Origin of the sequence: Salaquimonas pukyongi (genome assembly GCF_001953055.1) — a bacterium.
Lineage (GTDB): Bacteria > Pseudomonadota > Alphaproteobacteria > Rhizobiales > Rhizobiaceae > Salaquimonas > Salaquimonas pukyongi.
The window spans coordinates 2,264,653-2,276,706 of the sequence record NZ_CP019044.1; the positions used below are offsets into that span (position 1 = coordinate 2,264,653).

Consider the following 12,054-nt stretch of genomic DNA (forward strand, 5'->3'; position numbering starts at 1 on the left):
GGCTTTTAGCTTGTCTGATGCCTTTGTGTTAGCAATATTGCGTTCACATACTTGGAGAAAAACTCACATGTTGGCGCCCAGACGCTTGCTTCCCTCTCTCAGTTCCCTGCTTGCCCTTGAAGCGCTTGACCGCCTTGGCAGCGCATCGGCAGCAGCCGAGGAGCTCAATCTTACACACAGCGCCATCAGCCGCCAGATCAAGGTCATGGAAGGCCAGCTCGGCATGCCGCTGGTGCTGCGCGATGGTGTCAGGCTGAAGCTGACGCCGGCTGCCCGCGAATACTGCGAAACGGTAAGAGCCACCCTTCACGAATTGTCGCGTGCCTCGATCAAGTTGAAGGCAAATCCGCTCGGAGGCAGTTTGAACCTTGCCGTCCTGCCTGCATTTGGAATGCACTGGCTTGCACCGCGGCTGCGCCACTTCGCTACCACCTGCCCGGAGGTTACGGTCAATCTTTCCTCACGGCTGCGGCCCTTTGACTTCGGGCGCGAGGAGTTTGATGCCGCAGTCCACTACGGCGCACGGGACTGGCAGGGCGTGCGATATCTTCACATTGCCGAGGAATATGTACTGCCGGTCTGTGCCCCCAAAATCCTCAAGCAACCCCTGCAATCGGCGGAGCAATTGCTCGAGCTGCCGCTGCTGCATCTGGAAACCCGCACCTCGGCCTGGGAAAACTGGTTCGCCCACCACAAGGTGAAGCCGGAAAACATCACCGGCATGCTGTTCGATCAGTTTTCCACCATGGCACAGGCAGCAGCCCACGAACTCGGCGTCGCGCTCCTGCCCATGTATCTTGCCCAGGGCGAAATCGAGGCCGGGCGTCTGGTTCCCGCCTACGGGAAACCGGTGAAGGCGTCCGGCAATTACTATCTCGTGTGGCCTGAAAATCCCCCGGCCCGGCCAGCGCTTGAAAAGTTCATCGAGTGGGTTGGCAGTGTCGTTTAGCCCGATGCCGGATTTTTTCGCTGGTGTTGCGGGGGAGCAGGGAAAACAGTTCCCAATATGGCGGTCATGATAATGAGGAACGGAACGGCGACGAAACCGCCGGCCGGACCCCATACCCAAAGCCAGAACAGCACGGCCAGGAAAACCAGGAACGGGTTCATGGTCAGTTGCTGGCCAAGCACATGCGGCGTGACGAATTGTGCTTCGGTAAGATTGATGCACAGATAGACAACCATCGGAGCCAAAATCCACCCCGGCTCGGTGAAGGTGGCAAATCCGACACCAAGCAGGATGAGCGCCATCGCGGCCGGACCGATGTAGATGGCGTAGTTGAGCACTGTGGCGAGCAGGCCCCACAACAGCGGGGAAGGCACTCCCACAAGATACATGGCGCTGGCCACAACAGCACCCAGCGTCATGTTGATCAAGGTAATGGAGACCAGATAACGGGATACAAGCCCTTCCACATCCTTGAACACATGTGCCATGCGCCAACGCAGACGGCGGGTCAGGCAAAGGCGAAGGATCAGCACCCGGATTCCATGCCGGGAGGACACGAAGAAATAGAGGCTGGCCAGAAAAACCACCAGTTGCGCCATCAGTTCGGGAGCCAAAAAGGCAATCTGTTTTGCCGGATTGCCCTCATCAACCTTCACGGTAACGCCGCCTTCCTCCTCCCCCAGATTGCTGACCTGGTCGCCGATGGCAGCGGCTGTCTCCACGACGCCCTGCCATTCGCCAACAGTCTCGCGAATCCGCTCCCAGATTACAGGCAGCTTGCGCGACCACTCCGAAAGCGGGACGGCAAACGCCCCACCGACGGCAGCAATCAGGAGAAGAAAGGTGAACACGACCATGACCGCGGAAGCGGCGGGGCGCATTCCCAGCTTTTCGAGGCGGTCAGCATACGGACCGAACATTAGGCCAATGACCACCGCCATGCTGACGGGAAGCAGAAGCGTTCGCCCGAAATGCAGGGCGGCAACGAAAGCAAGACCTGCCACGGCAATGATTGCGATCTTCGCCGCCGGATCAAGCAGTTGTTTGACCGTCACCGGCGGTTCGGCCTGCGCGGCAGATTTGGGCAAATTTCGCTGAAGCATTGCGCATACCTTTTTTTGTAAACGCAATGGCCACCGGTTGGTTCCCGGCTGGCGGCACAAACCGGTAAGAACGGCTTTTGTGGAAGGGCGATTGCCTACGCGAGGGCAGCTTGCGGTATCTTGATGGTCGCCAGCAGGCCGGAACCATCAAACTGGCTTTCAAGATTTCCGCCAAGTTCACCTTCGACCAGCGACTTCATCAGTTTCGTGCCAAAGCCCGTGGAAGCTGCTTCTTCGCTGCCATCTGCACCATTTTCGGCCTGTTCGCGCCACGTCAGTTCGAGCATGCCGTCGGCCGTCATCTGCCAGTGAATGTCGAGCCTGTTTCCTGACTGCGCCATGCCGGCATATTTGAGCGCATTGGTGGCCAGTTCGTGAAACACCAGTCCCAGGGCCTGGGTGGCCTTGATCCCCAGCCTGACATCCGGACCCTCGCAGGTATAGTCGTCGAATTCCTCTCCGAACACCTGGAACAACTCTCCCTCAAGCAGGCTCGAAAGCTGCGCGGTTTCACCATGCGAGCGGGTCAACAGGTCTTGTGAGGCGGCCATTGCCTGCAGCCGCTTGGTGAATGAATCGGTAAACTCTCCAAGATCTTCGGAAGACGCCGCCGTCTGTCGGGCGATCGCCAGCACCCGGGCGATTGAATTCTTGATGCGGTGCTTCATTTCCTGCAGCAGAAAATCCTTCTGCGCGCTTGCTTCCTGGCTGATCCTTGAAACTTCGCGATAAGCTGCAATTGCCCTGCTTTGCGACCGCAAGGACGCCGCCAGGGCGGCCGCCATCAGCAGGGAGACTGCACCCAGGAGCAATGCCACACCGGTCTCCGGCCCTTCCTTGAAAATTTCCGAGGGAACAACACGAAAGAACCAGTCGCGCCCGGCCATTTGCACCATGCGCTCCACCATGTATTCGCCCCGCAATTCTTCAGATGATGCCCCACCGGCAAAAACCTGATTTTCCACAACCGGTTCCCCGATATAGACAGACAGGCTGAGGCGGGCAGCGGGCGTGTGTTCCAGCGCCGCAATGATGAAATCACTCGCACGGAAGGGCGCAAAAACAAAGCCGCGCAAATCCGGCCTGGCACCAGCTATCGCCGGCTCGCGGACAAGTTCGGGGCCGAAATAGGGAAGATAGATGAGAAATCCGGCCTGCTTCTTGTCGTCGAATTCCTGTAGCAGTTCGACCTTGGCGGTAACATGCGCTTCGCCGCTTTGGGCGGCAGCCACCATGGCCGTACGCCGCGTTTCCTCGGAAAACATGTCATATCCCAGCGCGCGCTGATTACGCACATCGGGCGGTTCCAGCATGATGATGGCAGTACGCACGGCCTGCCCGCTTTCAGGAAAAACATCCCGGTCAACACCGTAATTTTCCTCCAGCACAGCACCGACATTGCCGGCTTCTTCATCATCGAGAATGTCGGCATAGCCGATACCCTGCACCCCAGCGTAGTTTTGGCTGATATCGAGATTGCCGATGAAATTCCTGAACTGCTTGTGTGAGACCTCCCCCTCCAGCGCATCGAACAGCGAGCGCGTCGCAATCAAAAGCGAGACATGCTGCGCCAGCTTGAGTTCGATGCGGTCGATGGCATCGTCGGCAAGGCGCTCAAAACGCAAATGGTTGGCCTGACGCCCGGCCCAATAGGCAGACAGCGTCAAGCTCAGACCGATTGCAGCAGCAACCAGGAAGACCGTGAGGGGTAACTTGTTTCGCAATAGGATTCTCTGGATTGGCCGGAGATACCTAGCAACCACCCCGTTTCCCGCAATTAAAAAAGACATCTCGCATTCTCTGGCGATGAGGTGGGCGGTTTGCGCGCTGCCTGACCGCCCCGGTGAAAAATTTTGCGGAACTCCCGGCCCCGCGAAACGTTTCACCATTGCAGAAAACCATCAGTGCAACACCAACAATGGAGTCTAGCAATGAACTGGAATCAAATCGAGGGAAACTGGGAAAATTTCAAGGGCAAGGTACAGGAACAGTGGGGCGAACTCACCGGCGATGACCTTGACGTCATTCAGGGCAACCGCAAACAGCTCACCGGTAAAATCCAGGAGCGCTACGGCAAGGCCGAGGAAGAGGCCGAGCGCGAAATCGACGCCTGGCTTTCCCGCCACTGATTTTTTCGAGCGCGGGGAACCAATCCTGAGATGGCGCGTTCCTGGAAAGACCGCCAAATCTCTGCCCTCATCCCCAGCGGTCAATCCGGCTCTATCCCCGGCCGGGAAAGCGGCCGGTGCTGGAATTACCAGCACCGGCCGTTACTTTATCGTTTCTCCATTCCTGGTAGACTGACTTCCGTTCGCAGCCGCCCTTATAGCCCGGCGGCAAATTCGAGATTGTAGACCACACGCTCGGATTTGATCTCGTAGTCGGCTTTCCCTGCTATGGCCGCGGGAACGACCCGCTCAAGCACCGTACTGCCGAATTTCGGTGTCTGGTCTTCACCATTTTGACCGGTACCGCCCGGAATGGCCTCATCCCACCGGATTCTGACTTTTTCCCCGTCCCCGCTGGCAACGCGGTTACAGGTAAGAAGCACGTTTCCGTTTTCCTGGGACAAGGCGCCGAAACTGAAGGAATTGGTGATCAACTCATGCAGGGCGAGCCCGATATGCGTCGCGCCGTTCGGCGACAACACGACATCATCCCCCGCCACACTGATCCGCGAATCTTCTGCATCGTCGATATATTTGGCAAACTGGCGTTCAGCCAACTCCTTGAATTCGGCACCGCGCCAGTTGGAGGCGGTCACGATATCCTGTGCGGAGGAAAGGGCCGATACGCGCCCGCGGAACTTGTGAAGAAATGTATCGAGATCACTGCTGCCCCGCGCCGTTTGTGAAGCAACGCTCTGGATGATTGCCAGTAGATTTTTGGTGCGGTGGCTGAGTTCGCGCAACAGCGCTTTCAGCGTGTCTTCCCGCTTGCGCTCAGCAGTAAGGTCCTTGAACGTCATCACGATTGCCGGCGGCAAACCCGCAATCTGATAGGACATCACCGTGCATTCGCAAATTTGGTAGTGGTTGTTTGTCGTGCGTGAAAGTTCGATCGTTTTTTCGTCCGCACTTTCCAGCACTTCTTTCTGGGATGCCGTCATCTCGGACAGCCAGTCGTCCCCAAACAACGCTTCATCCGTTGCCTCTGCAGGATCGGGTTGGGGAAAATAGTCCGGAAGCCCGTTAAGATAGAGATAGCTGCCCGCGCTGTCCTTGACCGCAAGGCCTACATCTGCCCCCTGCAGCGCCATCAGCAGGAGCGGCGTTACAGCATCACGGGTCTCGATTGTCAGCCGTCTATGCATCCTTCAACAACTGTAATGATGTAACTCTGTACTGCGCGATAGAACAAAAGGCGCCCGGCCCGCGATCGGACGCCTTTTTTTGAGGCTGCGTCGAATATCGCTGTTTCGCTATGCGCGTTTGATAACTCCGGCGATGAGCGAAATAATCAGAAATGCAAGAAACAGGAAGAACAGTATCTGCGCAATCCCTGCAGAAGCGCCTGCAATGCCACCAAAGCCGAGCACACCAGCGATCAACGCGATTACCAGAAAGACAAGTGCATAGTAAAGCATGACAAATCTCCATCATTGGTTGGTGGAGATAAAACGCCAGACTTTGGGATTTGTTCCGCACGCAATTGCCTTTTGGTTCAAGCAGCTTCTGCATTTGCCCGGTTGAAAAACAGTGCCTGGCTGATCAGCGCCTTCACCATGTCGGGGTTGAACGGCTTTGTCACCAGAAAGGCTGGCTCCGGCCGCTCGCCGGTCAAAAGCCGTTCGGGGAATGCGGTGATGAAAATCACCGGAATTTCGCCGCTCTTGAGCATTTCATTGACCGCGTCGATGCCCGAACTGCCATCGGCAAGCTGGATATCGGCCAGGATCATCTTCGGTTTGGTCTCATTGAACAGTTTCACCGCTTCTTCATGGGTGCGTGCAATGCCGGTGACGCGATGGCCAAGCGATTCCACCAACTGCTCGATGTCCATTGCAATCAGCGGCTCATCCTCGATGATCAGGATATCGGTTGCCACCTGTTCGGAAATCTCCCGCGAAGCCTTATCCAGGAGCGCATCGACCTCTTTTGGCTGAAGATCGAGGATTTCGCCAACCTCCGCCGCATCAAATCCCTCAACCGATACCAGCAGGAAGGCCTGGCGCTGCGTTGGTGCCAGCTGCTGCAGATTGGTTGCTGCACGCTGTTCCCAGGCAAATGGAGAGGATGGCTCACCCACATCGATGGTGATGGAACCAAACAGGCGCGAAAATATCTTGTATAACCCGATGCGGTCGTTTGTGGCTTCGGGAAAGGCTGAAATGTCGGCCACCAGGGCTTCCAGCACGGCGGCAACATACGCATCGCCCGAGGTTTGCGACCCGCTTACAGCGCGCGCAAACCGCCGCAGATAAGGGATATGTGGCGCAATTCGGGTAGCTAGTGTCATGATGTGCTCCATGGATGGCAGTTAACAAACCGTGATGATAACGTTCCTGGAAGAATTTGGTTGCATCCATGGAACTTTTTTTTTGCTGGTGCGTTATCAGGGAGGTTTCCTTTGAACGAAAAGAAGAAAATGTCACACGATAATTCCCAGCAGGGAGCACTCCGCCGGCCTGGGGCGGACGATCCCAACCGCATCATCAGCCAGAAACTGAAGGCCTATTACGCCTCCGTGCAGGACGAGGGCATTCCCGACCGGTTTCTGGACCTGCTTGAAAAACTGGACGCAGCAGAGCGTTCGGCAAAATCCGGGAAATCGGGCGATGAGTGAGATAGCACCGGATTTCAAGCGTGAGTTGCTGTCGCTGCTGCCGAATTTGCGCGCCTTTGCGATTTCGCTTTGCGGCAATGCCGACCGCGCCGACGATCTCGTCCAGGATACCATTCTGAAAGCCTGGGGTGCTCATGAATCGTTTGAAGCCGGCACCAATCTGAAGGCTTGGCTGTTCACCATCCTGCGCAACGAATTCTACAGCCAGATGCGAAAGAAGGGCCGCGAGATCCAGGATTCGGAAGGCTATTACACCGATAACATGGCGGTTCATCCGAGCCAGTACGGCACACTCGACCTGCAGGATTTCTCAAAGGCGCTCAACGAACTTCCCGAAGACCAGCGCGAGGCGCTGCTTCTCGTTGGCGCTTCCGGCTTTGCCTATGAGGAGGCTGCCGAGATTTGCGGCTGCAGGGTCGGAACCATCAAAAGCCGTGTCAGCCGGGCCCGGACCCAGTTGCAGAAAATACTCGACATACAGGGAGAAGGCGATTTCGGTCCTGATTCCCAATCCGCGACCATAACCCTGCGCGCCTTTGCCAAGTAGCGCCGGTTCTGCAACCGTTGGTGCGAAGCCGCGGAGAACTGACTTTCTGTCTGGTCTGCAGCCGCAGCCCATCTCACGTGATTGAATGCGGGGCAGTCCTCGCCAACGCGCAAAGGGCACGCAATGAGCACGAAACCGAAAACCGTAGACTGTCGCGACTGTCCCATCCACAAGCTGCAGACATTCCGCAACTTCGAAAAGGCCGAACTGAATTTTATTTCGGATTTCAAGACTGGTGAGCTCAGCGCCGACGCCGGAGCCACGATTCTGGTTGAAGGCGCCCACAGCGCGCACCTGTTCACCATTTTGAGCGGCTGGGCATTTCGCTACAAGATGCTGGAAGACGGCCGCCGGCAAATTCTCAACTTCGCCCTGCCGGGCGATCTGGTGGGGCTTCAGGGATCGCTTGAAGGAGAAATGCAGCATTCCGTCGAGGCGCTTACTTCTTTAAGACTCTGCGTTTTTGAAAAACAGCGCTTGCGCGAGATTTTCACCAATCACCCGGAGCTCGCCTACGACGTTACCTGGATCGCCGCGCGGGAAGAGCGCATTCTGGACGAACATCTTTTAAGTATCGGGCGACGTTCCGCGCTGGAGCGTGCTGCCTATCTTCTGGCATTTCTGCAGAACCGGGCAAGCGCATCGGGCGAACCGGCAAAACGGTATCTGCCTGTAAACCAGCAGCATGTCGCCGACACGCTCGGCCTTTCCACCGTGCATACCAACAAGACCCTGCGCAAACTGGCAGACAGAAAACTGATCCGCTGGCGTGAACGGTCCTGCGAGGTGCTGGACCACAAGGGGTTGATGAAGATTGCCGACTGGGAAGGGCTGGGCCGCGAAAACCGCCCCTTCATTTGATTGAGGGACGCGATGAAGATTGCCATCGTGTTGAACCAGGAAAGCGGCACCCTTCGCGACACGCCAATCGGCGAATATTGCCGGTTTCTTGAAGATCTGTGCCAAGCGCATGATCATGATGCAGAGATCGTCACGGCAGGTGGAAAGCAGATCTCCGGCGAACTGAAAAAAGCCTTCTCTGCCAAGACAAACGACACGGTGTTTGCCGCTGGCGGAGACGGCACCATATCGACCGCCGCCGCACTGGCATGGAAATCCGGCAAGCCGCTGGGCGTCATTCCCGCCGGGACCATGAACCTGTTTGCCCGCTCATTGAAAATCCCCCTCGAGATCGAGGACGCTGCCCGCGGCCTGGTGGCCGGTCAACCTTCAATGGTCGATATCGCAACGGCGAACGGCACCCCGTTTCTGCTGCAGTACACGGTGGGTTTTCACCCCAAGATGGTGCAGCGGCGCAACCGCGAAAAATACGCTTCGCGCTTTGGGAAAATCCGCGCAACGATCGTTGCTGCGCTTGACATGATCAGGCGGCCCCCCTCCTTTTCAGCCGAACTGTCCCTGGACGGAAAAAGCTCCACGATGAAACTGTCCTCCCTCGCCGTCTCGTGCAATCCCTATGGCGAGGGGCATTTGCCCTATGCCGAGGGCCATACCGCCGGCAAGCTGGCGGTTTATCTCGCCCGTCCCGCGGATGCAGCCACAAATGCAAAAATGCTCGCTGATCTGACGCTGGGAACCTGGAGAGGCAATCCGGATATTCGAGAAATCCTGGCAACCAGTGTTGTACTTCGCATTCCCTCCGCCCACCGGCGGACAAAAGCTGCCATGGACGGCGAGCTCATCGAACTCGACGAAGCCGTCGAGTTTTGCATCCATCCGAAAAAACTGCCGGTTATCCTTCCAGGCGATATCTAGAAAAACAAAAACCGGCCGGAAAAAACTCCGGCCGGTTGTTTATTGCTGCTCGTCCTGGGCAGGCCCCTGAACCATGCATCAGGCCAGATGAGCCCTGAGCATCCACAGCGCTTTTTCATGGAAGGTCAGGCGCTGGGTCAGCAAATCCTCGGTCACCACATCGCCTGCATCACCGGCGCTGCGCGCTGCATCACGCATCTTGCGTACTGCAGATTCGTGATCCTTGATGAGATCGGAGATCATTGCCTCAGCGGTCAGATGGTTCACCGACTTGGCAGAAGGTGCAAAATTCGTTGCATCCGTCAGATGGGCCGGTGCGATATGGCCCAGGGCCCTGATGCGCTCAGCGATCACATCGGCAGCGGCAAACAGCGCCTCATAATGCGCCTCTGTAAGTTCGTGCAGCGGCTTGAAAAGCGGCCCGCTTACATTCCAGTGATAGACATGGTTCTTGATGATCAGCTTGTAGGTGTCGGACAGAATGTCGGTCAGTGTCTCCGACATCTCTCCAAGATAGGACTTGTCGAGCCCGATGCTCATCTCTTCCGTCTGGGCACGTACCTGAAGAATGTTTGACTGATTTGCCATTTCCTTTCCTCGTTGCTGTTTGATTGATGAGAAATTTGCCGCAAGGGATTTTCCCAGCCATGCGGTGCGCTTGATTGAAGGCTGTCGGGTCAGGCAGCGTCCGCATAATCCTCGTGCGAAGCCGCCTCGCCCTTGAGCGAATGGTTGACCAGCGCCAACCCGCCCGCTGCGAGTGCAAGCAGCATCAACGGCCGCGAGCGCACTACCGCAGGCAGCGCAAGCGCCGCAGCGGAAGCGTAAAGCGCGTTGCGGGTCTGAGCCTGTTCGGCCAGCTTGCGCCGGCGCCGCTCCTGGAAGGCCACAATTGCATAGATTGAAAGCGCAATGGCCAAAAGGGCGGCGGCAAGAATGAGGCTTGCCTGCAGCAGGCCAAACAGCGGCGCCAGATATGCAATTGCCCCGACCATGGCGAGCGCCCAAATGGTAAGCGCAAGAAGCGCCAGGATCGCGTACAAAACAACCTTGCGTTTTGTACGCGTCATCCAGGTGGACAATTCACCCGACATGAGGCCGGACAGCATGGTTATGGGCATGCCTGAACGCATCCTTTCAACCCTCACCGGCGGCTGAGAAACGCGAACAGAAAGCCGATCCCGGCAGCAATCGCCAGAGAGGAAACCGGCTTGCGGCGAACATGACCTGCAAGCTGCTGTTCAAGCGTGGAAAGCTGCTTGTTCAGATCGTCCAGAATTTCCCGCGATGCGGTGCGCATTTCACCGGCCTTGGCGGATGCCTGTGTCTTGACATCGTCCGCCACTACCAGACCGGCTTCCGATACCGTGTCGGCCAGAGAGCGGATTTCACTTCTGATCCGGTTAATCTGCTTGTCGATATCTCCACCGAGATCGCCCGTCGCCTTGGGGCTTCCTTTCGCGGTTGAAGAACCGTTTTTCGTTGTGGCAGTAGCTGTCTTGGACATAAATAGCCTCCTTTGTATGGGTTGTTTGATGAACGCGCCAGAAGCGCGCCGGTTCCGGAAAAACTGAAAAATTAAATGGCAAGACCGGCCCCGGTGCCGGGACCGGCCTTCACGCGAAAAGTGCGCGGTTAGCCTTTCGGCGTTTCCACCTCGCCACTCTCCTCGTTCATCTCATTGGCAGCTTTGGAATATTCCTCCTCAGCTTCGAGCTCAGCCTTGGTGAAGGTGGTGAACACGGCCAGGTCACCATCGGAATGCTTCATGAAATCGACATTCTGCGGATCGATGGCAACGCGCTTCTCACCCAGACCAAGGAAACCGCCCACATCGGCCACGACTTCCTTGACCTTGGCATCATCGGTCAAGATGACATCGGCAATTTCGCCCACATGGGCATCGCCCTCACCGTATACAGGCGCACCGATCAGTTCCTCCGCGCTTACTTCGGAGATTTCAACAGCCTCGAAGTTTTCGCGGTCGTGCAGCACATCCTGCATGGCCTGTGCCGGCGATTTTGCTGTGTTGTCAGCTTCACCTTCAACCGGCACTTCGGTGGAACTGGTGACGGTCATGTCCGTTCCGTCCCGGGCAGTTTCCTGCTCGCTCTCCAGGGTTGCCTGCTGCTCTTCATCGGCTTGCAGGGTGGAGCTATCTCTTGCAGCCGTTTGCATCAGGGCTGAACGGTCATATTCCGGAGCGGCGTCAAGTTCTTCCCTGGTCGCTTCAACGATAATCCAGCGGTCGCCATCCTGTTCGGTCCAGTGCACCTTGTCGAACTCAACGGCAACATCCTTCTCGCCAAGACCAAGGAAACCGCCCACGCCGATGATCAATGCCTCGGCTTCGCCATTTGAGGAAATAACGATATCGTTCACATCGCCAATGGCTTCGGCATCCTCACCGGTATGGTTATAGACGGTCTTGCCGATCAGCGTGTTGGCAAGAATCTGGCCTTCACCGCTTTCATAATAGCCCTGATCGGTGACGCGGCGCTCATACTGGGTATCGTTCGAAAATACCGGAGCCGACTTGGTGTTTTCGCCTGCATACGCCCCGCCCTGCATCACGGCCAGAAGCGCTGTTGTGGTCAAGAGCTTGCGGATCATGGTATGTTCTCCTTGTCTATCCATTGGATGTACAAGCCGGTCCGGCGTTGGGTTTTTCCAGACTGCGCGCCGGACCGGCAATGGGTTCACGTCCCGATAACGCAGACACGCCTCATTCGTTCCATTCTTGAGCAAGCAGATTGCCGGTTGGCGCGGCTTCATCATGGCCGCCCCTCAACATGCGTCCCTCAAGGTCAGGCTTGCGTACGGTTTTCCGTCAGCCGGGTTTTCTGCTAGATCGTGTCCTGGTTAGCTGGAAGCAGTTTGAATGGATGGATTTT

Annotated in this window: 15 protein-coding genes; 6 read left to right on the forward strand and 9 right to left on the reverse strand. The window is 56.9% G+C overall.

Translation table 11 applies throughout. From position 1 onward, the window contains the following. Positions 1–67: 67 nt before the first annotated feature. Positions 68–949, forward strand: a complete 882-nt coding sequence (locus BVL55_RS10850; protein ID WP_075996914.1) for a LysR substrate-binding domain-containing protein — start codon at positions 68–70, stop codon at positions 947–949. Here the strand turns inward: BVL55_RS10850 and BVL55_RS10855 are convergent. Continuing rightward, a complete protein-coding gene (locus BVL55_RS10855; RefSeq protein WP_075996915.1) occupies positions 946–2,052 on the reverse strand; it encodes an AI-2E family transporter in 1,107 nt (368 codons plus the stop codon). The genes BVL55_RS10850 and BVL55_RS10855 overlap by 4 nt on opposite strands. Before the next feature lie 95 nt (positions 2,053–2,147). Then, positions 2,148–3,776, reverse strand: coding sequence for a CHASE domain-containing protein (locus BVL55_RS10860; protein ID WP_075996916.1), 1,629 nt, complete (start codon positions 3,774–3,776; stop codon positions 2,148–2,150). Positions 3,777–3,983: 207 nt separating this feature from the next. Here BVL55_RS10860 and BVL55_RS10865 point away from each other — a divergent pair, with 207 nt between their 5' ends. Beyond that, entirely contained in the window at positions 3,984–4,181 is a 198-nt protein-coding gene (locus tag BVL55_RS10865) for a CsbD family protein (RefSeq protein ID WP_075996917.1), read from the forward strand. A gap of 194 nt (positions 4,182–4,375) precedes the next feature. On the opposite strand, the gene BVL55_RS10870 is transcribed toward BVL55_RS10865, so the two are convergent. The 3 genes from BVL55_RS10870 to BVL55_RS10880 all read right to left on the reverse strand — a co-directional run bounded on the left by BVL55_RS10870 (position 4,376) and on the right by BVL55_RS10880 (position 6,510). After that, positions 4,376–5,365: a sensor histidine kinase gene (locus BVL55_RS10870; RefSeq protein ID WP_083649495.1), complete on the reverse strand. Its 990-nt coding sequence runs from the start codon at positions 5,363–5,365 to the stop codon at positions 4,376–4,378. Between the two features lie 108 nt (positions 5,366–5,473). Further along, positions 5,474–5,638 (reverse strand): DUF1328 domain-containing protein, encoded by a 165-nt coding sequence (locus BVL55_RS10875; protein ID WP_075996918.1) that lies wholly within the window; start codon positions 5,636–5,638, stop codon positions 5,474–5,476. Positions 5,639–5,715: 77 nt separating this feature from the next. Continuing rightward, complete coding sequence (locus BVL55_RS10880) at positions 5,716–6,510, reverse strand: response regulator (protein ID WP_075998086.1); 795 nt, start codon at positions 6,508–6,510, stop codon at positions 5,716–5,718. A 129-nt stretch (positions 6,511–6,639) separates the two neighbouring features. Here BVL55_RS10880 and BVL55_RS10885 point away from each other — a divergent pair, with 129 nt between their 5' ends. From BVL55_RS10885 to BVL55_RS10900, 4 genes are all read left to right on the forward strand, one after another. After that, complete coding sequence (locus tag BVL55_RS10885) at positions 6,640–6,837, forward strand: NepR family anti-sigma factor (protein WP_075998087.1); 198 nt, start codon at positions 6,640–6,642, stop codon at positions 6,835–6,837. Further along, positions 6,830–7,384 carry an RNA polymerase sigma factor gene (locus BVL55_RS10890; RefSeq protein ID WP_075996919.1) on the forward strand — a complete coding sequence of 185 codons (555 nt, stop codon included), beginning with the start codon at positions 6,830–6,832 and terminating at the stop codon, positions 7,382–7,384. The genes BVL55_RS10885 and BVL55_RS10890 overlap by 8 nt, the downstream gene beginning before the upstream one ends. Positions 7,385–7,507: 123 nt before the next feature. After that, entirely contained in the window at positions 7,508–8,245 is a 738-nt protein-coding gene (locus BVL55_RS10895; RefSeq protein ID WP_075996920.1) for a Crp/Fnr family transcriptional regulator, read from the forward strand. A gap of 12 nt (positions 8,246–8,257) precedes the next feature. Beyond that, positions 8,258–9,160 carry a diacylglycerol/lipid kinase family protein gene (locus tag BVL55_RS10900; RefSeq protein ID WP_075996921.1) on the forward strand — a complete coding sequence of 301 codons (903 nt, stop codon included), beginning with the start codon at positions 8,258–8,260 and terminating at the stop codon, positions 9,158–9,160. Positions 9,161–9,238: 78 nt separating this feature from the next. On the opposite strand, the gene BVL55_RS10905 is transcribed toward BVL55_RS10900, so the two are convergent. The 4 genes from BVL55_RS10905 to BVL55_RS10920 form a co-directional block, all read right to left on the reverse strand. Beyond that, entirely contained in the window at positions 9,239–9,748 is a 510-nt protein-coding gene (locus BVL55_RS10905) for a Dps family protein (RefSeq protein WP_075996922.1), read from the reverse strand. Between the two features lie 89 nt (positions 9,749–9,837). Next, entirely contained in the window at positions 9,838–10,281 is a 444-nt protein-coding gene (locus BVL55_RS10910) for a hypothetical protein (protein ID WP_156892518.1), read from the reverse strand. Positions 10,282–10,304: 23 nt separating this feature from the next. Beyond that, on the reverse strand, positions 10,305–10,667 hold the full coding sequence (locus tag BVL55_RS10915) for an ElaB/YgaM/YqjD family protein (protein ID WP_075996924.1): 363 nt from the start codon (positions 10,665–10,667) through the stop codon (positions 10,305–10,307). Between the two features lie 128 nt (positions 10,668–10,795). Further along, positions 10,796–11,773 carry a PRC-barrel domain-containing protein gene (locus tag BVL55_RS10920; protein WP_075996925.1) on the reverse strand — a complete coding sequence of 326 codons (978 nt, stop codon included), beginning with the start codon at positions 11,771–11,773 and terminating at the stop codon, positions 10,796–10,798. Positions 11,774–12,054 lie beyond the last annotated feature (281 nt).